We start from the raw sequence: 25,848 nt of genomic DNA on the forward strand, positions 1-25,848 counted from the left end.
TCCTCTATACTGGCACTTATATACAGCAGTATGCAAGAGGAGGAGACAGCATATGGAGATGGTGAAAGCAGCAGGTCTCAGGAAGTATTATACAAATGGGGCAAACGAGGTACGTGCGCTCGATGGAGTGAGCCTGATGGTTGAGGAAGGGGAATTCCTGGCTATCGTCGGCAGTTCCGGCAGCGGGAAGAGCACCCTTCTGAATATGATGGGCGGGCTGGACGAGCCGACCGCGGGCGGGGTATGGATCAGAGGGAACAGCCTGAGGGATATGGACAGGGAAGAACGTACCATCTTCCGCAGAAGAAATATCGGATTTGTATTCCAGCAGTACAATCTCGTGCCGGTATTAAACGTGTACGAGAATATCGTTCTGCCGCTCAGATTGGACGGGATTCCGGTTGACGAAGCGTATATAGACCATATTGCCGAAGTGCTGAAGCTGAAGGAGAAGCTTTACGAGATGCCGGAGACACTCTCCGGCGGTCAGCAGCAGAGGGCGGCAATTGCGAGAGCGCTGTCCGTCAAGCCGGCAATCATCCTGGCAGATGAGCCGACCGGCAATCTGGATTCCCGGACAAGCATGGAAGTCATGGGCCTCTTTCAGACATGTGCCAGGCAGTTCCATCAGACGCTCATAATCGTCACCCATGAAGAAGAAGCGGCCCAGATGGCGGACCGGATTGTTCGTATCGAAGACGGTAAGATATGGGGACAGGAGGAACAGCTATGAGACGAAGCAGCGGCCATGTTCCCAATACAAATAGCCAGGTCATACGTATGCTGTCAAGGAAGATTGGGAAGGCAGGCAGAGGCAGGAACCGGATCCTATTCGGCGCGGTAGTGCTTGGCATCGTGACGCTCTGCATGGTGTTCGGCGTTTCCATCGGGAAGATTCAGGCGGAATACCTGAAGTCCGTGCGGCAGGACGGTACGGCGGCTGCCACATATCTGGAAGACCCGACGAAGGGACAGTATGAAAAGATTAAGAGCTTAAGCTACATAAAGGAAGTGGGAAGAAGCAGCACCCCTGGGTATGCATATGGAGAACCGGACAGCACACCTCTCTGCGAGATGACATATCTGGACAATACGGCGTGGGAAGTGATGGAAAGGCCTGCATATACAGGTATAAACGGGGACTATCCGGAGGGCAGGCAAGACCTTATGCTGCCGCTTCGGGCGCTGGAACATCTCGGCATCCGTAAGCCCAAGAAGGGGATGAAATTCCGGCTTACGGTAGAAATAGGGCTGTTTCGGACAGAAGAAGAGACATTTACCCTGTGCGGCTGGTACGAAGATTATGCGGAACCGTCCTCACATACGGCAAAAGGATACATTTCAGAAGAGAAGCTGGTGAAGTGGGGCGGCTGCATTGAGAGGCCGGATGCTCTTCTCATCCGGCAGAAAGACAGCATGGACGGGCGGAGGACGGAAGAAAGGCTCTATGACGATATCAAAATGGACAGCACGTCTCAGAGGTTTACAGGAGGCAATACATACACATATGAAGCCGTGAACCGGTTTATGGGAGGATATGGCCTGGCGGCAGCCGGTGCAGCGCTCGTGCTTGCAAGCATCTTTTTCCTCATACATAACGTTATGCACATATCCATGGCAAAGGATATCCGGCAGATCGGCCTTCTGAATACGGTCGGCACGACTGAAAAGCAGGTCCGCCGCATCTACTTCGGGCAGATATGGCGCATCTTATATATGGGGATTCCCACGGGCGTGATCTTATCCATAGTGATTCTGTCAGCCGCCATTCCCCGGATACTCGGCAGACAGTACCTGTTCCGGTACGGAGGGGCAGCAGGGCTAAAGGTGCTTCGCCCGGAGCTGGTTGCCCTTGCCGTAATCTTCACAGGCTTAGTGGTTTTAGGCGCTGCGGCAGAGACGATCTGCCGTGCAGTCAGCCGTTCTTGTGTAGAGGCGCTGCACTATACCGGAACAGGGCAGAAGAAGACAAGGCGGCAGCCAAAGGAAGGCGCGGTTGGAAGGAGAGAGAGGTCGCCGGAACGGGAAGTGTGCCACATGGCGTGGCAGAACCTGTTCCGCCACCGCGGCAGATGCCTGCGTACGGTTCTGTCCTTGTTCCTCGGGCTGGAGGTGGCTCTGGGAGCCGCCGTAATTGCAGCGGGGACCGATTACAGCCATGCGATAGAAAGCAGGCCGGACTTTCTCGTGTCCGGTGCATTTGGTCCATGGGGAAAGTCGCAGGGATATGGAGAGGAATATAAAGGCAGAGCCCCCCAGGAGGACCCATTGGAGACAGAAGGGGATAACTTTGCCCTTCTGACAGACAACGATTACGATACGTTCTCGCCGTTAAGCGAGGAAGTAACTGAACGGCTGCTGGCCGTGGACGGGGTGGATAAGGAGAAATCATACGCGGCTGTCGGCGGATACATGTATCCGAAATATACGAAAAAAGGTGTCCGCCCGCTGGTGAGGGACAAAGAGGAGGAGACAGATGAGAATTACGATGACAGCATCGGCACGGTCATAGACCTTATCGAGGCGGCAGGAAGCTGTACGATACAGATTCTGGACAGGAAAGAGATAAAAGAGCTGAAGGAATATGCCAGGGAGAGCGGCTCGGAGGCCGATATGGAGAGTTTGGAAGATGGCACCGGCGTACTGTACCTGCACGACCATATCCTTTCACCGGACAAGGAAAAGCAGGCCGTGGAAAGTGTCGGGGAACCGATCGTATTTTCCAGGCTATGGTCCAAAGAAGAACGTGACAGGCGGATGGATGCCTCCGTGCAGGAGCTGGAAGAGATGGGAGAGGTAAAGACGGAAAGGTCGGAGCCGATGACGCTGTGCGGCTATATGGACACGAGTGCGGAGGGATTCCCGGAATTAAAACGTACGTGGCACGGGCCCCGCATCGACTATTTTGTTATCAGCGAGGAAGGATTTGAAAAGCTTGGGATTACAAAGAAGACCTTTTTTCTGGAGCTGAGCGTGGAGAAAGGCAAGGAGCATGCCGCAGTAGAAGCGATTCAGCAGATAGCAGGCAGGGAGAACATCAGACGCGGAGAAGAGGCAGGGCTCTTTGTCCTCAGCAAGTCGGGCCTGCTCTTAGAGGCCCAAAGATATATGCAGGGAAGCCGGCTCATACTGGGCGTGCTCGGCATGATACTGATATTCGCCGGACTTATGAATTACCTGAATGTCATGGTGACAGGCATCTGGTCGAGGCAGAAAGAGCTGGCACTGCTGGAAGGCATGGGGATGACGCACAGGCAGCTTAAGCGGATGCTTATGACAGAAGGCCTGTATTACTGTCTTCTGACAGCAGGGCTTATGCTGACGGCAGGCAGCGGCATACTTGGTCTTGTATGCATGTATATGAAGGCCAGGCTTGCATACTTTACATTTACCTATCCTTGGGCTCTGTTTGCGGTTATGATCTTCGTGCTTGCATGCATCTGTGCCTCCGTTCCTGCGATTGTCTATAAAAGGATGGAGAAGACAGAGCTGACGCGGCGGCTGGCACTAATGTACTGATTGACAACATATAGACATTTATGTGAAATATAAATCAATTGAGCGAAATGTTAATAAAAAACAATTATTGACAGATAATTCAAAGCCCAGTATAATCAAGATAGTTTCATATATCGGGTGATGGATTTAAGAGAGTCTATCTGAGTGATAGCGCCGAAGGGGAAAGGGGTGACCGAAACTCTCAGGCAAAGGAATTAAGTTCGGACGATACTCTGGAAGACAGGGGTGAGTATGGATATCAGCGTGATATTTATATTTGCCCCTTTTTGTATCATCGGAGGCAGCAGACTCAGGAGCAGCCCATTATCGATATAAACTTGTAAAGATAATCTATACAGACTATGAAGGAGGTAGAGATATGGAGCTGAAGACACCACTCTACGAAGCGCATGTGAAGGCAGGCGGGAAGATGGTCCCGTTTGCCGGATACATACTTCCCGTGCAGTATGGTACGGGGGTGATGAAAGAGCACATGGCAGTGCGGACACAGGCAGGGCTGTTTGATGTCTCCCACATGGGAGAGATACGGTGTGAGGGCAGGGATGCACTTTCCAATCTGCAGATGCTGCTTACGAACAACTTTGAAGGGATGGCAGACGGACAGGCGAGGTACAGTCCGATGTGCAATGAGGATGGAGGGACGGTAGACGACCTGATAGTCTATAAAGAAGGGGATGACCGTTACTTTATCGTAGTCAATGCCGCAAACAAAGATAAGGATTATGAATGGATGGTGGCACACCAGTCGGGAGAGGCTGTTTTTACTGATGTTTCTGACTGTTACGCACAGCTCGCGCTCCAGGGGCCAAAGGCCATGGATATCCTCCGCAGGCTCACAGAGGAGGAATGCATTCCCCAGAAGTATTACCATGCGGTATTTGAGGCTGAAGTAGGCGGGATTCCCTGCATCGTGTCAAAGACAGGCTATACCGGTGAAGATGGAGTGGAATTGTATCTGGACAATGAGAAAGCAGAGCAGATGTGGAATCTTCTGCTGGAAACCGGAAAGGAGGACGGACTGATTCCTTGCGGGCTCGGAGCCAGGGATACGCTGCGTATGGAGGCGGCCATGCCGCTCTACGGACATGAGATGGACGAAGAGGTGACACCGCTTGAGACAGGCCTGAAATTTGCGGTCAAGTTGGCCAAGGCAGACTTTATCGGCAAGAAAGCCATGGAAGAGCAAGGAGAGCCAAAGAGAAAGCGGGTAGGGCTTAAAGTAACCGGGAGGGGAATCATCCGGGAGCATCAGGATGTATATATGGGGGATACCGTAATCGGACACACGACGTCCGGCACGCACTGTCCTTATCTTGGCTACCCCGTGGCCATGGCACTTGTGGAGGCGGAATATACGGAACCGGGCACAAAGGTAGCGGCAGAAGTACGTGGCCGTATGGTAGAAGCGGAGATTACCGCACTTCCATTTTATAAAAGAAGCAAGTAAACGGATGATAGAATAAAAGAACAAGAAAGGAAGGGATCGTATGAAATTAGAGCAAGGAGTATTGTATTCCAAATCACATGAATGGGTAAAAGAGGAAGGCGGAACGTTTGTGATAGGCCTGACAGACTATGCACAGTCTGAGCTTGGCGATCTTGTATTTGTCAACCTCCCGGAGGAGGGGGATGAGATAACGGTGGGAGAGTCATTTGCAGACGTGGAATCGGTCAAGGCGGTTTCGGACGTATATGCGCCCGTATCCGGCGTTGTGAGCGAGATCAATGAAGAACTGCTGGACGCTCCGGAACGTATCAACGAATCGCCCTATGAAGCATGGTTCGTAAAAGTGAAGGACGTGTCTGACAAGGAAGAATTATTGTCAGCCAAAGAGTATGAAGCATTTGTCGAGAGCGAGAAAGAGTAAGGAGGTGTTCCTATGGGCTCATACGTTCCAAACACCAAAGAAGAGCAGAAGGCCATGCTGGCCGAAATTGGCTTTTCTTCCATGGATGATCTGTTCATCCACATTCCGGATGAAGTAAAAGTAAAGGGCGTCCTGGATCTGCCGGAAGGCATGTCCGAACTGGAGGTCCGAAGGAGGATGCAGCAGATGGCTGCCAAAAATACGGTATTTCCTATCGTTTTCAGAGGGGCCGGGGCCTACCGCCACTTTATACCGGCTATCGTGAAAAGCGTCACTTCAAAAGAGAACCTGATGACGGCCTACACTCCGTACCAGGCTGAGATTAGCCAGGGAATCCTCCAGTCGATCTACGAATATCAGACGATGATCTGTGACCTGACCGGTATGGACGCCTCCAACGCTTCCGTCTATGACGGAGCGTCGGCCGCGGCGGAAGGTGTCGCCATGTGCCGGGAACGGAAACGGAAGAAGGCCTTCATATCGGCAACGGTACCTCCATATGTACTGGAAACGGTCAGGACCTATTGCTTTGGCAATGAGATGGAGCTGGAAGTAATACCGGAGGCCGGCGGCGTAACAGACCTGTCCTGGCTGGATGCACATATTGACGCACAGACAGCCTGCGTCTATATCCAGCATCCGAACTACTATGGCAATCTGGAAGACGCCGCAAAGGCAGGCGAGATCGCCCATGGTGCGGGTGCCAGATATATCATGGGCGTGAACCCTATATCGCTTGGCGTTCTGAAGACGCCGAGGGAGTACGGTGCCGATGTGGCTGTCGGTGAAGGGCAGCCGCTAGGGCTTCCGCTGGGCTTCGGCGGGCCGTATCTCGGCTTCATGACCTGCGTGGAAGGGATGACAAGGAAACTTCCGGGCCGCATTGTTGGTGAGACGAAAGATTCTAAAGGAAGAACCGGATATGTGCTGACGCTCCAGGCGAGAGAGCAGCATATCCGGCGGGAGAAGGCGTCCAGCAACATCTGTTCCAACCAGGCGCTCTGTGCGCTCGGAGTGGGCGTATATCTGGCGGCGATGGGGCGGGACGGTATCCAAAAAGCCGCACGGCAGTGCATGTCTAAGGCCCATTATATGGCGGCGGAACTGGATGCGATTGGTTATAAGACTCTGAACAAGGCAGAATTCTTCCATGAATTTGTCACCAGCCCAAAAGTGCCGGCAGACAGAGTATTGGAAGCATTGGAAAAGGAAGGGATTCTCGGAGGTTATCCGCTTGCGGACGGTAATATGCTCTGGTGCTGTACAGAGAGGAACGCAAAAGAGGATATCGACAGGGTAGTCCGTATACTGAAGGAGGTGCAGTAGATGCTTATATTTGAAAAAAGCAGACCGGGCAGAGGAATGGATATGCTTCCGGCGTGTGATGTGCCGGAAGTGGAGCCTGCAGAAAAAGACAGGCGGAAGATGGAGCTGCATCTGCCGGAGATGTCGGAAAATGATTTGAGCAGGCACTATACGGAGCTGGCGAAAAAGTCCCACGGGGTCAACGATGGATTCTATCCGCTCGGCTCCTGCACGATGAAGTACAACCCGAAGATCAATAATGACATGGCTGACCTGCCGGGATTTACAGAAGTTCATCCGCTGCAGCCGGAACATACGGTACAGGGCTGCCTTGAAGTCATAAAGACTGCGGAAGAGTATCTCTGTGAAATCACACGGATGGACCGCATGACGATGCAGCCGGCGGCAGGCTCCCACGGAGAATTTACAGGTCTGCTGCTGATCAAGGCGTATCATGAAAGCCGGGGAGACAAGAAACGCACGAAGATCATCGTTCCTGATTCGGCACATGGCACGAATCCGGCAAGTGCAGCTATGGCCGGCTATTCTGTCGTGAGCGTGCCTTCCGGTCCGGACGGATGCGTGGATATCGGGAAGCTGAAAGAAGCGGCAGGAGACGACATAGCAGGCCTGATGCTGACTAATCCGAATACGGTAGGTCTGTTCGACAAGAATATATTGGAGATTACCGAAATCATCCACAGCTGCGGCGGCGTGAACTATTATGACGGAGCCAACCTGAATGCGGTGATGGGAACGGTGAGACCAGGAGATATGGGATTTGACGTCATCCATATGAATTTGCACAAGACATTTTCCACCCCGCACGGTGGCGGAGGCCCGGGAAGCGGTCCGGTAGGATGCAAGGACTTTCTTGTCCCGTTCCTTCCTTCCGTACTTGTGGACGGAAAAGAACGGCTGTCCTTCGCCAGGCCGGAGGAGAGCATCGGCGAGATGAAGAGCTTCTACGGAAATTTCCTCGTCGTCGTACGGGCTCTGGCCTATATGCTGACACTTGGGAGAGAAGGAATCCGTGAGGCAAGCCAGAACGCGGTATTGAATGCGAACTACATGATGTATAAGTTAAAAGACCTGTACACGATGGCCTACGACGAAGTATGTATGCACGAATTTGTCATGAGCCTGGAAGACTTGAAAAAGAAGACCGGGGTAGCCGCGACAGATGTTGCCAAGGGGCTTCTCGATAACGGCATCCATCCGCCTACCATGTACTTCCCCCTCATTGTAAAAGAGGCGCTTATGGCTGAGCCGACCGAGACAGAATCGAAAGAGACGCTGGACAAAGCGATAGAGGTATTCCGCAGGCTGTATCACGAGGCGGAGGAAGATGCACAGCGTCTGCATGACGCGCCGACGGCCACGCCGGTGTCAAGGCTTGATGAGGTGGGTGCCGCCAGACATCCGGTCCTTCGTTACCATTTTGAAGCATAGGGAGAATATGGACATATGGTGGAACGAATCACATACATAGAGGCAGAACAGACAGACCCCCGGAAGAATCTGGCGCTGGAAGAGCAGCTTCTTCTAAGCTGCGCAGAGGATGAGTGTATCTTGTATCTCTGGCAGAATGCCAATACGGTCGTCATCGGTCGGAACCAGAATGCCTGGAAGGAATGCCTTGTCAGCAGGCTTAAGGACGACGGCGGATATCTTGTACGCCGCCTGTCCGGCGGCGGCGCGGTATATCATGACCTGGGCAACTTGAACTTCACCTTTCTGATAAGAAAAGGGAATTATGACATGGACAGACAGCTGGAGGTCATCGTGCGTGCGGTGCAGAAGCTCGGCATAGAAGCAGAGAAGTCCGGGCGCAATGATATACTGGCGCAGGGAAAGAAGTTCTCCGGCAACGCGTTCTATGAACAGGGATCTTACTGTTATCATCACGGCACGCTGATGGTCGATGTCAATATCGGGGAACTGTCAAAATACCTGACCGTGTCAAAAGAGAAGCTGAAGTCGAAGGGTGTGGAATCTGTCAGGTCGAGAGTCGTCAATCTGAGGCAGCTCCGTCCGGAACTGACCATTGACCAGCTGAAAATATCGCTGCGCCGGGCATTTGAGGAAGTGTACGGAAGACAGTCCGGACTTCGCGGGCAAAGAGAATTTGAAGGAGCAGGGCTGTCGGCGGCAGAGCATAAATATGCATCCTGGGAGTGGACCTATGGACGCAGGATGGAATTCGAGCATGAGCTTTCCCAACAATTTTCATGGGGGAATGTAACATTACAGTTCAAGGTGAAGAATGGCAGGATAGAAGATGTGGCTGTCTGGTCGGATTCCATGAAGCCGGGCTTCATGCTTGCGCTGCCGGAATATATGAAGAATCTGGATTACAGGCGCTCTGCCGTGTGCGCGCAGCTCGGGCTCTTCTGGTCTGATGACGGGCAGGAAGAAGCGATGCTGGCGGATATCATCACATGGCTGTCAGCGGCAGAATTTTGAAAGGAGGCTTGATATGGTAGAAGATACATTTGACTTGATTGTAATCGGCGCGGGGCCGGGAGGATATACAGCCGCTATCAGAGCTGCGAAGAACGGGATTAAGACAGCGGTTGTAGAGGCCGGCCGGGTCGGCGGAACTTGCCTGAACCGGGGGTGTATCCCGGCAAAAGCTATGATCCATGCGTCCTCCCTGTATCAGGAGATGCTTTCGGGTGGACAGTTCGGGGTGACTGCTTCTGGCGTCACATATGACTACGGCCAGATTCTGGCCTACAAGGAAGAGACGGCGGATCAGCTCTGCAATGGGGTGGAGCAGCTCCTTAAGGCCAATAAGGTGACGGTGATATATGGAAAAGGGACGCTGGGGAAGAACCGGGAAGTCAGGGTCGTAGACCGCGGCGGGACGGAACATATGTATGCGGCCGGGCATGTGCTGCTGGCGGCGGGGTCGAAGCCCATGCTGCCGCCTATTCCAGGAATTGGCCTGGAGGGAGTGCTGACGAGCGATGAGCTGTTTAAGCTCACGGAAGTGCCGGAAAGCCTGCTCATTATCGGCGGCGGCGTCATCAGCATGGAATTTGCGACCGTGTATCTGGCTCTTGGGAGCAGGGTGACCGTCGTAGAAGCGCTGCCGCGCCTGGTGCCGAACATGGATAAGGAGATATCCCAGAATCTGAAGATGATCATGAAAAAACGGGGACTGGATATCCATACAGGGGCGTCGGTAAAGCGTATCGAGAATGAGGGAGAGCATCTTGTATGCACATTTGAAGAAAAGGAGCAGGAAGTGAAGATTACGGCCAGGCACGTGCTGTGCGCCGCCGGACGCTGCCCGGATACAGACGCCCTTCTGGACGAGAGTACGGGAATCCGTCTGGAAAGAGGGAGAATCGTGGTGGATGACAGGTTCTGCACAGATATGGACGGCGTCTATGCGGTCGGCGATCTGATAAAGGGCACGCAGCTTGCTCATGCGGCCGGAGCACAGGGAATGTATGTGGCGGATATCATTGCCGGAAGGAATCCATCTGTGGATCTCAGCGTGATTCCCGGCTGCGTATATACGAATCCAGAGATTGCATCGGTCGGGATGACGGAGGAAGAGGCCAGAGAAAAAGGGTTCGATACAAAGACGGGCAAATTCATCATGAGCGCCAATGGAAAGTCTCTCATCACCCAAGAAGAGCGGGGCTTTATCAAAGTGGTTGCAGAGGCCCATACAGGGGTTGTCTTAGGCGCGCATATGATGTGCGCGAGAGCCACAGATATGATAGGCGAATTTACTACAGCCGTTTCCAACAGACTGACGGTGGAGCAGCTCCTGAGAGGAATGCGTGCGCATCCGACCTACAATGAAGGAATCGGCGAGGCTCTGGAAGAAGTATTTGGAGAGGCAATCCACGTCATTCCGCGCAGGCGTTGAGACGGGACATATTCAGCAAGCATATAGGAAAGGAAAATACATCTGTCATAAGGTGTAAGGAAGAGAACGATGGGATATAGAAGTGATATTGAAATTGCCCAGGATGCGGAAATGAAAAAAATCAATGATATTGCCGCCTCTATTGGGATTCCGGACAGGTATATAGAGAATTACGGTAGATATAAGGCCAAGATTGATTATCGTTATTACACGGAGGAGCTGGCGGACCGTCCGGACGCAAAGCTGGTGCTTGTAACAGCTATCAATCCGACTCCGGCAGGCGAGGGAAAGACGACGACGACCATCGGCGTGGCAGATGCCATGAACCGCCTTGGCAAAAAGACGATGGTAGCTTTAAGGGAACCGTCTCTCGGACCGGTATTTGGAGTCAAAGGGGGCGCGGCGGGAGGTGGCTATGCACAGGTCGTACCGATGGAAGATATCAATCTACACTTCACCGGAGACCTGCACGCTATCGGGGCGGCCAACAACCTGATAGCCGCTATGCTGGATAACCATATCCATCAGGGCAACATGCTGGATATCGACACGAACAAAGTGACGTGGAGAAGGTGTGTGGATATGAATGACCGTCAGCTTAGAAGCATCGTAGACGGGCTCGGGTCAAAAGCAGATGGGGTGACGCGGCAGGACGGCTTTGACATTACGGTCGCTTCTGAGATCATGGCGGTATTCTGTCTTGCGAATGATATAACGGATCTGAAGGAGAGGGTAGCCAGGATCATCGTTGCATATTCCAGGACAGGAAAGCCTGTGACAGCAGGCGACCTGAATGCACAGGGGGCCGTAGCGGCATTGCTGAAGGATGCCCTGAAGCCGAATCTCGTTCAGACGCTGGAAGGGACGCCGGCGTTTATCCACGGCGGTCCGTTCGCCAACATCGCACACGGATGTAACAGCGTCATTGCCACGAAGATGGGCATGAAGCTGGCGGATTACATGGTGACGGAAGCCGGGTTCGGTGCAGATCTGGGCGCGGAGAAGTTCGTGGACATCAAATGCAGGATGTCTGGCCTCCGCCCCAATGCCGTAATCCTTGTGGCGACCATCAAGGCGTTGAAATACAACGGGGGAGTGGCGAAAGCGGATTTGCAGGAAGAGAATCTGGAAGCGCTAACGAAGGGGATTCCAAATCTATTGAAGCATATCGAGAACATTACAAAAGTATACGGCATGCCGGCTGTAGTGGCAATCAATAAGTTTCCGACAGACACGCAGCGGGAACTGGATCTTGTACGGGAAAAATGCCGTGAGCTAGGCGTACATGTGGCATTGTCCGATGTGTGGGCTGGCGGCGGCGCCGGCGGACGGGAGCTGGCGGAGGAAGTGATTCGCCTCTGCGAAGGAGAGAGCACGATGCGGTTCGTATATGATACGGAAGCATCTATACCGGATAAGATTGAGGCCATAGCCGGTAAAGTATATGGAGCGGACGGCGTAGACTACACGCCTAAGGCAATAAGAGAAATCAGGAACCTGGAAAGCATCGGACTTGGCAGTCTTCCCGTATGCATGGCAAAGAACCAGTACTCTCTGACCGATGACCCGAAAAAGCTTGGCAGGCCGGAAGGCTTCCGCATTACGATACGGGACATAGCCGCATCTGCAGGAGCCGGCTTCCTCGTGGCGCTGACAGGCGATATCATGAAGATGCCGGGACTTCCGAAGGTGCCGTCTGCAGAGAAGATTGATGTGGATGAGAACGGCGTGATATCCGGGCTGTTCTAAGGAGGAGATAAGAACGATGATGCTGGAGATGAAGACGACGGAATTTCTTGAGGCGCTTTCCTCCTCCGCCCCGGTGCCGGGTGGTGGAGGGGCTTCCGCTGCAGCGGGGGCTCTGGGTGCCGCCCTTGGCATGATGGTGGCAAGCCTGACGGCCGGCAAGAAAAGGTATGCAGATGTGGAGGCAGAAGTAACAGAGGTCAGAGACAGACTGGAAATGCTGCGGAACCGTCTCGTGAAACTTACAGACAAGGATGCACAGGCTTTCGAACCTCTGTCAAGAGCATACGGAATGCCGAAAGAGACGGAAGAACAAAAAGAGAAAAAGGCACAAGTGCTGGAACAGGCGCTTTACGATGCAAGCATCGTGCCGCTTGAAATCATGGAGACGGTGACAGAAGTAATACGTCTGCTCGGCGTGCTCGGTGAGAAAGGCAGCAGGATAGCTTTAAGCGACGTAGGCGTAGGCATACTGTTCGCCCAAGCGGCGCTGGAAGGGGCTTCCCTGAATGTATTCATCAATACGAAGCTGATGAAGGACAGAAAACGGGCAGAGGAGCTGAATGAAACGGCAGACGCGCTTATCCGGGAAGAAAGGCTTCTGAAAGAAAAGATATACGGAAACGTATTGGAGCATATCCGTTAGGGCAGGAGGGAAGGCAATGGGCATGCAGATGAAAGGGGCGGACGTAGCGGCGGCTATGAAGGAGAGCCTCATAAAAGAAACAGAGATATTAAAAGAACAAGGGGTACTTCCATGTCTTGGCATCGTACGTGTGGGGGCGAGACCGGACGATCTGGCGTATGAACGGGGGGCGAGAAAGAGGCTGGAGGGCATTGGAATCGGCTGCCAGGTGACGGAACTGCCGGAAGACATCACGCAGAAAGAGTTTGAGAAAGAATTCCGCAGAGTAAATGACAATCCGGACATCCACGGAATCCTTCTCTTCCGGCCTCTGCCTGCACACTTGGATGAAGAGCCGGCCAGGGGGATGATACATCCGATGAAGGACGTGGACTGCATGAGCCCTGTAAATATCGCCAAGGTGTTTACCGATGATGAGACAGGCTATGCTCCGTGTACACCGGAGGCAGTGATGGAGATGCTTGATTACTATAAGATAAGCCTGAAAGGAAAGAGAGTGACAGTCATCGGCAGGAGCATGGTCGTCGGCAGACCATTATCCATGCTTCTGCTGAAGAGACATGCCACGATTACAGTGTGCCATACAAGGACGGAAGAGCTTGAAAGGACATGCAGGGAGGCGGAGGTATTAGTGGCGGCTGCCGGCAGGGCGAAGATGGTCGGCGGTGATATGGTCGGGGCCGGCGCCGTCGTGGTTGATGTGGGAATCAATGTAGATGAAGAAGGAAACCTATGCGGTGATGTGGATTATGATGCTGTACGCGACAAGGTGTCCTATATCAGCCCGGTGCCGAGAGGGGTCGGCAGCGTGACATCTTCGGTGCTGGCGAAGCACGTTGTAAGAGGAGCGGCATATTTCAGTGGGGTCAACTAGAAGATTTTCCGGAAGGGGGGAACTATGAGACGATATACGAAGATGTTCTTTCTGGCGGTCGCCGCCGGACTGTCTATCGGCGTCGGGGGAGCCGTCTATCTCTCTGTGGATCATAAGGTACTGGGGTCCGTGCTCTTTACGGTAGGACTGTATGCGGTCGTGCTGAACGGTCTCTATCTCTACACCGGAAAAGTGGGATATCTGATAAACCAGACGGATAAGAAGACATACGGCCTTCTGCTTTCTGTCACCTGGGCCGGCAATCTGGCAGGGGCCGCGCTTGCCGCACAGGCCGTGCTCATGACACGGATAGGAGGGATACGAAAAGCAGCGGCAGGAATCTGCAGGACGAAGCTTGACGATACACCTTTCAGCATCCTGCTGCTCTCCATCTTCTGCGGCCTTCTTATGTTTATCGCCGTAGACGGTTTCAAACAGAAGGGGAACCCGCTGATTTTATTTCTCTGTGTCAGCGTGTTTATCCTGTGCGGCTTTGAACATTGTGTCGCAAATATGTTCTATTTCACGCTGGCCGGCGCATGGTCGCCGAAAGCGGCCGGATATCTGCTGATTATGACACTGGGCAACAGCCTTGGGGGCATGCTCATACCGGCAATAACGAAGGTGGAGGCAGAGAATGCATAACACGGTCAGGACGATATAAGCCCGTAGGCAAAGCTATCTCAGCAAAGGAAGATTACCGGTCAGCTTGTTTACTGCTTTTTTCCTTCCGCAGATTCCGATGCCATAATAGGTAAATCCATCCGCACCTGCCGCTTTTTCTATGAATTCATCATATACGTTGCAGCTCTGTGCTACGTCTGAGAAGTCGACGACAGTCAAGTCTGAGAACTCGGGGGCATAGAGCTGCTCCCTTATCTCTTTGATTTTATCAGCGGACGCTTTGAGGATGGGTACCGGTACCGCGATGATGCCGAGATGGGTCCTGCCGTTTTTATCCCGCACGTCAGGCCCTACGGCCTCGGGAATATGTCTGCCAAGGGTGATGCCCATGATGCCGGCCGTGTTGGCGGCAATGCCGGACGGAAGCGCTTCGTCTATTACCATGACACATTTTTGATTCTGTATTTCCATTATTCTTTTCCTTTCCTGATTCCTGTTCTTGGGCTATTTTAATACAAACCGAGAAAAGATTCTTGTAAGATATGACACCTGTCCCCGCATAACATCACCGTGAACCAACCGGTTGACACATCGTATCAGAAATGATAATATGCAAGTATATACTTGCTTAAGCGGAGGAGGTGATGTACATGCAGGACGAAACACAGGAGAAGATCATATCGTCGGCCATGTCGCTTATCATGGAGCGGGGGTATTCTTCGACGACGACAAAAGATATAGCGAAAAAGGCCGGAGTGAACGAATGCACGATATTCCGTAAATTTAAGGGGAAGAAAGAGATTGTGCTGTCGGCAATGGAATTGCCGGAGTGGAATCCATGTCTGTCGGAGGAAGATTTTTCATATGGCGGGGATGTCTTAAGCGACCTCATATCCTTTTCCAGGACATATATGCGGAAGGTGACGCCCCGTATGGTAAAAGTGTCGGTGGGGCTGCGGACGCCGGAACTATATCCACATACCGCGGAATCCATATTAAAAGTGCCGGCGGTATTCAAGAAGGTGCTGACGGAGTATTTGGAAAAGATGGCCGGCGAAGGGAAGATAAAAGAGAGTGACTATGAGAGCCTGGCAATGATGTTCCTGTCCATGAACTTCGGATTTGTATTCTTACAGGCATCCTTCGGAACGAATCTGACCGAGATTGAAAAAGAGAAGTATATCTGCAGCAGCGTCCGTGTATTTGCGGACGGGATACGGAAAAGCTAATGGTACCTCCGGTACCATTCTTTTATAACAGTGATGCAAGTGTACACTTGCGTAAAGGAGGGAGAAAATGGTCTATTTTATCGTTACGATCTATACAGACAAGAATCTGGGACGAGGGGAATATGACGAATACATACGAGAAGTCAGACCGCTCGTTGAAGCGTACGGAGGGAGGTATATCGTGCGTTCCGACAAAGTCACGCCATTGGATGGGAGATGGAGTCCTGCACGCGTCATCGTCATCGAGTGGGAGAGCAGAAGGAATCTTGAAAGATGCCTTCAGTCGGAAGCATATAGAAAGATTGCGTCAAAAAGAGAGAACTCGGTGGACAGCAGGGCAGTTATCGTGGAGGGGTAGAAGATGGAAGTATGCAGCAATGTACATCAGATCAGGATTAATTTTCATGTGACAGATCAGATTGAGAGATATGTCTATATGTACCTCATTACAGGAAGGAGGTGCTGCCTCATAGATGCCGGGGTTGCGGGATGTGAAGATAGTATCGCAGAGTACATGAGACAGATAGGACGAAGTCCGGACGAAATCGATGCGTTGTTCCTGACACATGCCCATCCCGATCATATCGGCGGGGCTTCTGCACTCAGGCAGATTACGGGCTGTAACGTATATGCGCCGGAGGCGGAACGGGAGTGGATAGAGGATATCGGCGTACAGTTTGAGAAGCGTCCCATACCTAACTTCTATACCCTGGCCGGGGCTTCCGTTATGGTAGACGTACCGGTCAGGGAAGGGAGCATCATCAGGCCCGGGGAAGGCGTGACGATACGGGTGCTTGAGACGTCAGGGCATTCTGCCGGCTCGGTATCCTACGTATTTGAAGAAGCAGGCGTGGTCTTTACGGGAGATGCCATACCTGCGCGGGATGATCTGCCGATTCTTACAGATATAAGTGGAAGTATGCGTTCCATTCAGACATTACAGACGCTGGAACATATACGGTACTGCTGTCCCGCATGGGACCAGATATATGAAGGCAGCGGGATAACAGAAGCGCTCCGGAGGAGCGGAGCACTCCTGGATAAGCTGAAGCAGTGTGTGCTGCGGGTGGAGGTGTTGTATCCGGACAGGACAGAAGCAGAAAAAATGGAGGCAGTTAAGGCACATATGGGCTGGAGCCACCTGGCGACGAACCCATTATTTGCGGCTACAATAAAAGCCTGTATTGAATAACGGGCGCCGGGCAGGTATAATAATCTGTATCTCCGCATTATAGCAAGATGTATGATACAGAGGGCGGGGATGGGAGGATGATTCATGAAGTATTATTTTGCCCCAATGGAGGGGATTACCGGTTACATACACCGCAATGCATTCCAGGCGTCCTTTCCTGGCATTGACAAATATATCACTGCATTTATCGCGCCAAACCAGCACGGGAAGCTCAGCTCCAGGGAAAAAAACGACATTCTTCCGGAACATAACGGGGGGATGCGAGTCGTACCGCAGCTTCTCACGAACAATGCCGACGATTTTATCTTGACGGCAAAAAAGCTGAAAGACTTCGGCTACGGTGAGATAAATCTGAACCTTGGCTGCCCGTCCAGGACGGTAGTATCCAAATACAGGGGATCTGGTTTTCTGGCAAAGCCAACGGAACTGGATCGGTTCCTGTATGAAATATTTGACAAAGTGGAGGCGGACATATCGGTCAAAACGAGGATTGGAAGAGACAGTCCGGAAGAATTCCACAGGCTTATGGAGATTTATAACAAGTATCCTTTGAAAGAGCTTATCATCCATCCAAGGACGCAGCAGGACTTCTATAAGAACAGCCCCAACCTGGAAGTGTTTAAAGAAGCGCTGTCGATGAGCGGATGCCCGGTGTGCTATAATGGGGATATATTTACGGCAAAGGACCTGAAAATGTTCCGGGCACGCTTTCCAGGGGTAGATAAGGTGATGCTCGGAAGAGGTCTGCTTGTCAATCCGATGCTGATACAATCGGCAGAAAAAGGAGAGGTTCTGGATCAGGAGCGGATACGTGCGTTCCACGACAGGGTGTACAGCGGTTACAGAGAAGTGCTTTCGGGGGACAAAGTCATCCTTTTCAAGATGAAAGAATTGTGGTGCTATATGATTCACCTGTTCCCGGACAGCAAGAAATATGCCAAGAGGATACGTAAGTCAGAGAGGCTTGCTGCCTATGATGATGCAATAGATGCCTTGTTCGGGGAGTGCCGGGCAAGGGAACCGGACAGGGAGCCAGAAGACATGGGCGATTAAGGAAAGGAGACCCGGATACATTTGATTTGTACTATTACAGCAGCGGCCGCAGGGGCCGCTGCATTTCGTACAATACAGCTATGCTGCACCAGGGGAGACAGGCTTGGGAACAGTATTGCGCGCGCGTGGTTCTGCCGTGCCTCAGGTGCGGCGGCTGTACTGTACTGCCTGCACCGGTACGAGGGCACAGGCGCGCGCCTTACCATGTTTGGCTTTTTATGCATACTTGCAGCAGTGACGCTAACGGACTTGCATCGCAGAGAGATTCCGGACATATACTTGGCCGCTGTCATTGTACTGGCATTCCTATCCGTATGGACGCTTCCCGGCCTGGCCGTGTGGGAAAGAGCAGCCGGCGCCCTCTGCGTCAGCGTGCCGCTTCTGCTTATTGCCACTGTCGTGCCAGGTTCCTTCGGCGGCGGGGACGTGAAGCTGACGGCCGCCTGTGGTCTGTTTCTTGGGTGCAGGATTACGGTCGTGTCGGTGGCAGCAGCCATCCTGTCGGCCGGCGGCTGCATTTTGTTCGGTATGATTTCCGGCCGGATGAAGAAAGGAGATGCCATTGCGTTTGGCCCTTTTCTATGTACAGGTATGCTGGCGGGAATGATATGGGGCGAACGGATGATAGGGTGGTATCTATTATAAAAAGGTGTAAACTTTGCTGCTTTTGTGAGCCTTTTCCATTTTCAAAACTGTCTTTATATTATAGAGTGTAATTATCTAGCTTACGATATACGATGTTAGGAGCGGAATAGAATTATGAAACGATTAAAGAAATGGCTGGCTCTTGTTCTGGCAGTTGCTCTTCTGGGCGCCAATGTGATCTACTCCTTGGGCAGCGAGCTCAAGGCGAATGAGCTAGAGGGGGAACAGCCGGAAGCGCAGCCAGAAAGTACGGTCGAGACCGGACAGCAGAAGTTCAGCGCAGACGGAGTGGACGTGGAAGTGGCGGATTCCGGGCCGGATCTAACCGGACAGGAAGAAGGCACTGCAGGACAGGAACAGGCAGGACAAGGACAGGCGGCGCAGGAACAGCAGCAAGTATCCGAGCCGGTACAGCCGGAGGCGGCAGTTCCGTCTTCAAGTGAAGAGGATACGACCGATGTGGTACAGCACAAAGTGACCTTTAAGGGGGCAGATACTGCCCCAGGCAGCGTGGTGATGAAAACCGTCGGTGAAACGGTGGAAATAGATTTGTCAGAGGATTACGAGAAGCAGATAGAGGAAGCGTCCTCTGTAACGTTGGCAATCAGGCCGGACGACGGGTATGAGATCAGGCAGGTGACGGTTAACGGCACCGTGCTCGATGCCATGGGAACGGAAGATGGCACCTCTACATATGAGATGCGGGAAATAACAGAAGATAAAATGGTCGAGATATCCTTTGACGCCAGCGCGGGGGCGTCTGGTACGCCAGACGCTGTCGGAAGCGGCAGGTCGGCAGTCCCTGAGGGCAATTATACGATAACGTATAAGGTGGCCGGACAGTTCCAGAACGCATATCAACTTACGAAGGGCGGCGACGGAAAGACATATACGACAGATTCGATTGCCTGTGAAAAAAGACTGACGTCTTTCGGAGTCTGGCTCAAAACAAAGTCAGGCACGGCAGTGATGCCGGTGACGATGACACTTGCCAATGACGTGACAGGTACAGATACGAACGGAAATCCGGTCAGGTATACGAGAGGCACCGTAATATCCAAACTGGACGGAAGGAATGCCAAAGTCGTCATGCCGTACAGCCACACGTATTTTAAAGCTGATTCTAAGATACAGATAGAAGTGGCGCCGGCGGAAGAAGCCACATATCAGGTGACGTACCATGTGGCGGACGGATACAGGGATGGGTATACGCTGACAGGGAACGGTGCTTCCGGGCTGGACTATACAAGATACTCGCAATGGTGCAGCAGCCGTTTCACCTCATTCGGCGTATGGCTGAAGGCCGGAAACAGCCAGGTAATGCCGGTGAAGATGACGTTGTCAAGTGAGGCAAAGGGTACCGATGACAAGGGGAATCCGGTGGCATTCGCAAAAGGAAGCGTTATATCAGAATTAAGAACGAGCGGAAACGGCCAGACAGGTGCATACGTATGCAATGGATTTAACTTTACTTATTTTGAACCAGATTCGGATATCCATATCCAGGTGGAGCCGGCATTGTTCAAAGTCCATACCGAACATTATCTGGAACAGCTGGACGGCAGCTATCGGCTTGAAGATGATGTGGAAGGGGACGTATACGATCCGGGCACGGAAGTCGAGGCTGAGCAGGCACAGTATACAGGATATGCTTACAACCCGGACGCAGAAGGAACTGTGGCTAAAGGAACGGTGACTGGTCTGGAAAGCCTGGTACTGAAGCTGTACTATGACAGAAATGTCCATGAAGTGTCTTATGTGATAGATGGTAAGGCCGACGCCGTAAAAGAGACGCATAAATACGGGGATAAAGTCACTCTTCGTGAAGTTCCTGCAAAAGCGGGCTATGACTTTGACGGGTGGAACGTGGATCAGGATTTTGACATGCCGGATGAAGATGTAACTATCTACGGCAGTTTCGTGGCCAGAGGCGACACCCCTTACCGGGTAGAGCATTATAAAGAAGGATTGGACGGATCATATGTCCTGGATGCCAATGCTGCCGAAGATAGGAGTGGTAAAACGGGTGATGAGGTGACGGCGGTGCCGATTGATTTTGAAGGGTTTGACTACAATCCGGATGCGCAAGGCAGCAAAGCGGCAGGCACTGTCAGCGCAGAGGAGGAGCTTGTTTTAAGGCTGTACTATGACCGGAAAAACTACCAGGTAATCTATCAGCAGCCGGACGGGCAGCGTATCGCAGAACCAGATACTTATCTGTTCGGAGAACAGACAGGAGAACTCAAAGAAGCTCCTGAGAAGACAGGATATTCGTTTGGCGGGTGGAATATAGATGCCCTTCCCGAGACGATGCCTGCAGCGGATATCGTTGTCGAGGGAAGCTATGATATCAACAGCTATTCCGTCACATATATGGTTGACGGCGAGATATATGGGATGCCTGTTATGCATGAATACAGCAGTACGGTTACACCGGATCCGGAGCCTGTCAAGAGGGGCTTTCGCTTCAGCGGGTGGAACCATCCTTACAGCTTTGACATGCCGGCTGAGAATATCGTGATAGAAGGGACTTTTGAAGTAAACAGCTACGATTATACGGTACAGTATTATTATGGGGATGTCCTGGACGAATCCCGGAGCATGTCGGCGCAGGCTGAATACGGAACCACGGTTGCCGCGCAGGCGCCGGAGACGGCAGAGTATGACGGACAGAGGTATCGGCTGTCGGACGGCACGTATGAGCTTCTCGTGAGTGACAAGCCGGAAGAGAACATTATAAGCGTACAGTATAAGGCAGATACAGACGCAGCCGCGGCAGGGACATCGTCGGCACCGGCGTCGGCTTCTCCGCCCGCACCAGATGCCGTTGACGGGGCCGTAACTCCTGCCAATGTCGTGCAGACTATATTTGAACCAGTTACAACGCTGGCCGGAAGGGTGGCAGACTCGATAGCAGATTATCAGAAGACGGTACAGAGCGAGGATGAAGAAGTGCCTCTTGCGGATGGTGGTAAGACATCGGTACAGAGCCAGTGCATCCTTCATTTCTTCATAATCCTGGCAGCCTTTGTACTGGAACTGTTCTATATCAGAAGCAGGAAGAAAGAGCAGCTTAAATATTTTGCAATGCACACCGTATCTGCCCATTCGAAATAAGACAATTAAAATATAAAGGGAATCCGGAAGCGGGGACAGGGATGTTACTTGATATGACATCCCTGTCCCCGCTTTCGGATATCCTTTTGTAACAGTTCTAATGTTACTAAATAGGTAATAATAAAGTATTTTTATCATCAGATGAACGATATATGCTATAATAATAACTTAAGAAATAACGTAAGGGGACTTTGTATGAATCTGAATCAGAAGAAGCTGCCTGTTCTTGTTATCTGTATCGCTGTAGCAGTATCCTTTCTTGTTGTTATGGCAATTGCCGGCTGGTCTGGTAAAGATGACAGCATGCGGCTTGAAAATGCTGAAAAACGTTATATAGACACAGGTGCAAGCTGCCTGGAAGGCGGTGTGAGAAAAGAAATCAGATCATACCCTTACCGTTCAGAAGGGAAGGAAGGCTATTTTTATCTTCAGCTTCCAGAAGATATAATAGATGGCACAGTTCTTGTACTGCCAAACGGATATCAGAAGATAGAAGTGTCGCTTAATGGCAAGCCTTTATATGAATATGGAATGTATAATGCGTCTCCATATTATATGGAGGCGCGCATCAACTGCGACATCAGGCTGCCCGCAGGCAGCGGCGGGCAGGAGCTGGAGATACATCTGATAAATACAGAAAAAGCAGGAAATGCCGTATTGCAGCAGGGCTATCTTACTACGGCGGGAGAGATGACGGACGGCATACTGGCCGATAACCTGTGGGCCCTTTTATTCTGTGTGATGTCGGCTATTTCAGGTATATGCATTTTAGCGATGTCGCTTTGGCAGCATGTTAAGAAAGCGGAAGATTCCCCGATGATATTCTTCTTTCTCGGACTGTTTGCCCTTCTGTCGTCTGCCTGGGTATTTACCGATTCAGGACTGCCACAGCTCATATTTGACGACAGCCAGATGCTGATGGTGCTGTCCTTCGAGCTGTTTATGCTTATGCCAGTACCGCTGCTGCTGTTCGTCCAGCTTGTGTGTGAGTACAGCAGGAAAGTGTTCGGTATTCTGGTGACAGGATATATTGCAAATTTCTTGGTACAGAACGTGGCGTATGCAGTCAAGATATCAGATTTTAAACATATGGTATATCTGACCCATATACTAATCATCGTAAGTATCATAGCTATTGCTTACTATATCATGCGTGGCGCGGTAAACAGACATTCCCTGTATGCAAGGTGGACGCTGGGAGGCGTCGGGATATTTGCAGGGTTTTCCTCCCTGTCTCTGCTGAGCTTTTACGAGACAGGCGGAAATCAAAATGAAAAGTTTTTTATTATCGGATTTTTTATCTTCCTTTCCATTCTCATCATGCTTGCCATACATAAATTCCAAGAGGTTTCCGAAGAATCTGCCCGGTCGGAAGTGCTGCAGGGGCTGGCCTACAAAGATATGATGACGGGCCTTGGAAACCGTACGCTGTACGAAGAGCATATAACCTCCTTTGAAGCCGGCCGCTCTGCGGAAATTACAGGTGTCATAGCCCTTGATATCAACAATCTGAAGGAGGTCAACGACCGGTTTGGGCACAGGACGGGTGATGAGCTGCTGAAACTTGCCGCCAGGTGTCTCAGAGAAGCTTTTGGAAACCGGGGGATGTACTACCGCATCGGAGGTGATGAATTTGTCATCATATTAAAAGGGGCATATATCGGAGAGGATGAATGCCGAAGGCTGCTCGGGAGCTGTATTAAGAAGCATAATGACAGCCTGGACATCAAGCTGTCTGTCTCTATGGGCTATGCCGCACCAGACAGGGAGACAGGTACGGCAGCCATACGTGAACTTATAGAGAAGGCGGATGCCAGGATGTATGAAGAGAAGAAGCGCTTTCACAATGGTCGGTAGGCATTACTGGGAATTGTCGGGAAAGACCGTAATCTCAAAGCTGCTGCGGTCGCCCCGGTATCTGGCCAGGGAATACTCTATCGGCTTGCCGTAGGCATTATAGCCGGTAGAAGTGAAGTGCTGGATTGGCTTTCCCTTTTCTATATCCAGAAATTGTTCATCACGGGAATCGGCTTCCACAGCTTCTACGATTCTGTTAACGCGGAAGACGCTCGTCTCTTTCCTCTCATTCAGTATATTGTATAGCAGTTCCTTTTCCAGATCGTGTGACAGGATAAAGCTGCAGTCCTCATAAGGCAGGCAGGTCTCGATTGTGACTATCGGCTCTCCGTTTGCAAGCCGTTTTCGGTGAAGATATATGATGGCTTCCCTTTCCTTCATTTCAAGGCTCGCGGCTACTTTTGCCGTCGCCTTCCGTACTTCGAGCTTCAGCACTTCGGTGCTGGGCGACATGCCGGTCCTTAATATCTGGTCGTTGAAGCTTTCCAGTCTTTTGATAAAATCCTGGCTTATCTTAGGCTGTGAGACGAAAGTCCCTTTGCTTTTGATACGGTACAGCCATCCTTCCTGCACCAGCTCTGTGATAGCCTGGCGTACGGTGGTGCGGCTGATTTGAAAGGTGTCGCTCAATTCTTTTTCTGTCGGTATCAGGCCGCCTACTTTATAGCTGCCGTTTTTGATTTCTTCCATAATCAGCTGTTTTAGCTGAAAATAAAGTGGTACGGGTGTTGATTTGTCAATTTTCGATGCATTTGTCAACATACGATAACTCCTATCTCATATTTTATTCGTCATTTGCTTTTATGTAATTATGTCATATCATTATAATATCATTAAAAATAAAAGAGGTCAAGAAAATAAAACTGCATTGGTGGAAAGGGACCGCTAAGGCAAAATACAATGCAAATACACGTTGCCTTTTGCAGAAAAATAGAATAATATAAAAGGGTAAGGTTGAGTTAGAGAAAGGATATCAAATATGAATCAGTTTTCAAAAGAGAGTATCGATAAAAACACACCGGTGCCGATGTACTACCAGTTAAAGAAGATTATACTGGATATGATAAGGGAGGGCAAACTGAAACCGGGCGATATGATTCCTACAGAACTGGAGCTAAGTGATATATTTGGAATCAGCAGGACAACAACCAGACAGGCGATTATGGAACTGGTGATGGAAGGGCAGCTTTACCGCATCAAGAGTAAGGGAACTTTCGTTGCAGAAAAGAGAGTAATACAAGATTTTACAAATGTTATCCGGGCTTCACACAATCTGCTGAGGTCTCAGAACGTCAAGACGACGACGAAGGTGCTGGAGCTGTCAGTCATAAAGGCTAATGACCTTGTGAGCAAGATGCTTCAGCTGATGGAAGGCGATGATGTGATTCATCTGCGCAGGCTCCGGTTTGTGAATGATGAGCCGAATGTCCTGGCCGATGCTTATCTGCCCATCAGCTGCAGAGGTATGCTCGATATGGACATGAACAAGACGGGGCTGTATGAATTCCTCGATAAGAATGCCGAGACGACACCGGTAAAAGCAGTCAGGGAGCTGGAAGCTATCTCCGCCGAGGAAAGCGAGGCAGAACTGCTCGGTATCAAGGAAGGGGATCCGATTCAGCTGACGACATCCGTGACCTACACGGCAGACGGGAAACCAATCGAGTATTCTATTGCCAAATTCAGGGGTGACAGAAATGTGTTCCGTTGTGAAGTGAATATATAGACGAAATGGCCAAAGGAAATTCTTTTGAATTTCCTTTACAAATAACTGATTATGTTATATCATTACTATATAATGATGAATTGCTATATGGATGAAATCAAATGGAGGTATCATATGGGAGAGATACAGGTGGAAGGCCTTGCACACGTAGGCCTGTATGTCAATGACATCAGAAGAACGCTGGAATTTTACGAAGAGAAGCTGGATTTTAAACTGATTCATGAGGCGGTAAACAAGATTCCGGAAGGGGATGTGCTTGTAAAGTTTGTTCAAAATGGTTCCTGTATGCTTGAACTTGTGCAGTTTCCGTATGCAGTCAAGAGAGAAGACGGGTGGTTTGACCACGTCTCGATTGCAGTGCATGATCTGGACAAGGTGATGGAGCAGCTGGAGCAGAAAGGGATTAGATTCGAGGAAGGAAGCTATACAGAAGCGCTACATGTATTTCCGCCGGGGGGATCAAGATGGGTATTCTTCAGGGGACCGGACGGAGAGAACATTGAGCTGAACGAGAGACTGTAGTGTAGTCAAAATGCACAAATAGTAAAAAAAAAGCAA

At 51.2% G+C, this 25,848-nt stretch carries 23 protein-coding genes and 1 riboswitch; of the genes, 21 read left to right on the forward strand and 2 right to left on the reverse strand.

The annotated features are described in order from the left end of the window. Positions 1-52: 52 nt before the first annotated feature. The 12 genes from HMPREF0980_RS13095 (at position 53) to HMPREF0980_RS13150 (ending at position 14,492) form a co-directional block, all read left to right on the forward strand. On the forward strand, positions 53-733 hold the full coding sequence (locus tag HMPREF0980_RS13095) for an ABC transporter ATP-binding protein (protein WP_049729539.1): 681 nt from the start codon (positions 53-55) through the stop codon (positions 731-733). Continuing rightward, positions 730-3,519, forward strand: a complete 2,790-nt coding sequence (locus tag HMPREF0980_RS13100; protein WP_242847409.1) for an ABC transporter permease — start codon at positions 730-732, stop codon at positions 3,517-3,519. The genes HMPREF0980_RS13095 and HMPREF0980_RS13100 overlap by 4 nt, the downstream gene beginning before the upstream one ends. Positions 3,520-3,636: 117 nt before the next feature. Continuing rightward, positions 3,637-3,726: riboswitch (glycine riboswitch) on the forward strand. A 151-nt stretch (positions 3,727-3,877) separates the two neighbouring features. Continuing rightward, positions 3,878-4,966: a glycine cleavage system aminomethyltransferase GcvT gene (gene gcvT / locus HMPREF0980_RS13105; protein ID WP_049729541.1), complete on the forward strand. Its 1,089-nt coding sequence runs from the start codon at positions 3,878-3,880 to the stop codon at positions 4,964-4,966. A gap of 40 nt (positions 4,967-5,006) precedes the next feature. Further along, positions 5,007-5,387 (forward strand): glycine cleavage system protein GcvH, encoded by a 381-nt coding sequence (gene gcvH, locus HMPREF0980_RS13110; protein ID WP_049729542.1) that lies wholly within the window; start codon positions 5,007-5,009, stop codon positions 5,385-5,387. Positions 5,388-5,399: 12 nt separating this feature from the next. Further along, positions 5,400-6,713, forward strand: a complete 1,314-nt coding sequence (gene gcvPA, locus HMPREF0980_RS13115) for an aminomethyl-transferring glycine dehydrogenase subunit GcvPA (RefSeq protein WP_049729543.1) — start codon at positions 5,400-5,402, stop codon at positions 6,711-6,713. Then, positions 6,714-8,144, forward strand: a complete 1,431-nt coding sequence (gene gcvPB / locus HMPREF0980_RS13120; RefSeq protein ID WP_049729544.1) for an aminomethyl-transferring glycine dehydrogenase subunit GcvPB — start codon at positions 6,714-6,716, stop codon at positions 8,142-8,144. Between the two features lie 15 nt (positions 8,145-8,159). Next, complete coding sequence (locus tag HMPREF0980_RS13125; RefSeq protein ID WP_049729545.1) at positions 8,160-9,158, forward strand: lipoate--protein ligase; 999 nt, start codon at positions 8,160-8,162, stop codon at positions 9,156-9,158. A gap of 13 nt (positions 9,159-9,171) precedes the next feature. After that, positions 9,172-10,581: a dihydrolipoyl dehydrogenase gene (gene lpdA, locus HMPREF0980_RS13130; protein ID WP_049729546.1), complete on the forward strand. Its 1,410-nt coding sequence runs from the start codon at positions 9,172-9,174 to the stop codon at positions 10,579-10,581. A 69-nt stretch (positions 10,582-10,650) separates the two neighbouring features. Then, positions 10,651-12,330, forward strand: a complete 1,680-nt coding sequence (locus HMPREF0980_RS13135; protein WP_049729547.1) for a formate--tetrahydrofolate ligase — start codon at positions 10,651-10,653, stop codon at positions 12,328-12,330. A 16-nt stretch (positions 12,331-12,346) separates the two neighbouring features. Continuing rightward, positions 12,347-12,973, forward strand: coding sequence for a cyclodeaminase/cyclohydrolase family protein (locus HMPREF0980_RS13140; RefSeq protein ID WP_049729548.1), 627 nt, complete (start codon positions 12,347-12,349; stop codon positions 12,971-12,973). A 16-nt stretch (positions 12,974-12,989) separates the two neighbouring features. Beyond that, positions 12,990-13,847: a bifunctional 5,10-methylenetetrahydrofolate dehydrogenase/5,10-methenyltetrahydrofolate cyclohydrolase gene (locus HMPREF0980_RS13145; protein ID WP_049729549.1), complete on the forward strand. Its 858-nt coding sequence runs from the start codon at positions 12,990-12,992 to the stop codon at positions 13,845-13,847. A gap of 24 nt (positions 13,848-13,871) precedes the next feature. Further along, a complete protein-coding gene (locus HMPREF0980_RS13150; RefSeq protein ID WP_049729550.1) occupies positions 13,872-14,492 on the forward strand; it encodes a formate/nitrite transporter family protein in 621 nt (206 codons plus the stop codon). A 33-nt stretch (positions 14,493-14,525) separates the two neighbouring features. On the opposite strand, the gene HMPREF0980_RS13155 is transcribed toward HMPREF0980_RS13150, so the two are convergent. Continuing rightward, positions 14,526-14,942: a DUF2000 domain-containing protein gene (locus tag HMPREF0980_RS13155; RefSeq protein ID WP_049729551.1), complete on the reverse strand. Its 417-nt coding sequence runs from the start codon at positions 14,940-14,942 to the stop codon at positions 14,526-14,528. Positions 14,943-15,121: 179 nt separating this feature from the next. Between HMPREF0980_RS13155 and HMPREF0980_RS13160 the strand changes: the two genes are divergently transcribed. The 7 genes from HMPREF0980_RS13160 (at position 15,122) to HMPREF0980_RS13190 (ending at position 23,564) form a co-directional block, all read left to right on the forward strand. After that, entirely contained in the window at positions 15,122-15,700 is a 579-nt protein-coding gene (locus HMPREF0980_RS13160; RefSeq protein WP_049729552.1) for a TetR/AcrR family transcriptional regulator, read from the forward strand. A 67-nt stretch (positions 15,701-15,767) separates the two neighbouring features. Then, positions 15,768-16,058, forward strand: a complete 291-nt coding sequence (locus tag HMPREF0980_RS13165) for a DUF1330 domain-containing protein (RefSeq protein WP_049729553.1) — start codon at positions 15,768-15,770, stop codon at positions 16,056-16,058. Positions 16,059-16,061: 3 nt separating this feature from the next. Next, on the forward strand, positions 16,062-16,892 hold the full coding sequence (locus HMPREF0980_RS13170) for an MBL fold metallo-hydrolase (RefSeq protein WP_049729554.1): 831 nt from the start codon (positions 16,062-16,064) through the stop codon (positions 16,890-16,892). A gap of 84 nt (positions 16,893-16,976) precedes the next feature. Then, positions 16,977-17,945 carry a tRNA dihydrouridine synthase gene (locus tag HMPREF0980_RS13175; RefSeq protein ID WP_049729555.1) on the forward strand — a complete coding sequence of 323 codons (969 nt, stop codon included), beginning with the start codon at positions 16,977-16,979 and terminating at the stop codon, positions 17,943-17,945. Positions 17,946-17,966: 21 nt separating this feature from the next. Continuing rightward, positions 17,967-18,590 carry a prepilin peptidase gene (locus HMPREF0980_RS13180; RefSeq protein ID WP_049729556.1) on the forward strand — a complete coding sequence of 208 codons (624 nt, stop codon included), beginning with the start codon at positions 17,967-17,969 and terminating at the stop codon, positions 18,588-18,590. A 114-nt stretch (positions 18,591-18,704) separates the two neighbouring features. Further along, positions 18,705-21,707: an InlB B-repeat-containing protein gene (locus HMPREF0980_RS13185; protein ID WP_049729557.1), complete on the forward strand. Its 3,003-nt coding sequence runs from the start codon at positions 18,705-18,707 to the stop codon at positions 21,705-21,707. Between the two features lie 195 nt (positions 21,708-21,902). Then, entirely contained in the window at positions 21,903-23,564 is a 1,662-nt protein-coding gene (locus HMPREF0980_RS13190; RefSeq protein ID WP_049729558.1) for a GGDEF domain-containing protein, read from the forward strand. Between the two features lie 3 nt (positions 23,565-23,567). Here HMPREF0980_RS13190 and HMPREF0980_RS13195 read toward each other — a convergent pair whose 3' ends face one another. Then, complete coding sequence (locus tag HMPREF0980_RS13195) at positions 23,568-24,326, reverse strand: GntR family transcriptional regulator (protein ID WP_049729559.1); 759 nt, start codon at positions 24,324-24,326, stop codon at positions 23,568-23,570. A 217-nt stretch (positions 24,327-24,543) separates the two neighbouring features. On the opposite strand from HMPREF0980_RS13195, the gene HMPREF0980_RS13200 reads away from it, so the two are divergent. Next, complete coding sequence (locus HMPREF0980_RS13200; RefSeq protein ID WP_049729560.1) at positions 24,544-25,290, forward strand: GntR family transcriptional regulator; 747 nt, start codon at positions 24,544-24,546, stop codon at positions 25,288-25,290. 114 nt (positions 25,291-25,404) lie between these two features. After that, entirely contained in the window at positions 25,405-25,812 is a 408-nt protein-coding gene (locus tag HMPREF0980_RS13205; protein ID WP_049729561.1) for a VOC family protein, read from the forward strand. Positions 25,813-25,848: the final 36 nt, after the last annotated feature.

The sequence above is a fragment of the Dorea sp. D27 genome, assembly GCF_001185345.1.
In the GTDB taxonomy this organism is placed as follows: domain Bacteria; phylum Bacillota; class Clostridia; order Lachnospirales; family Lachnospiraceae; genus Extibacter.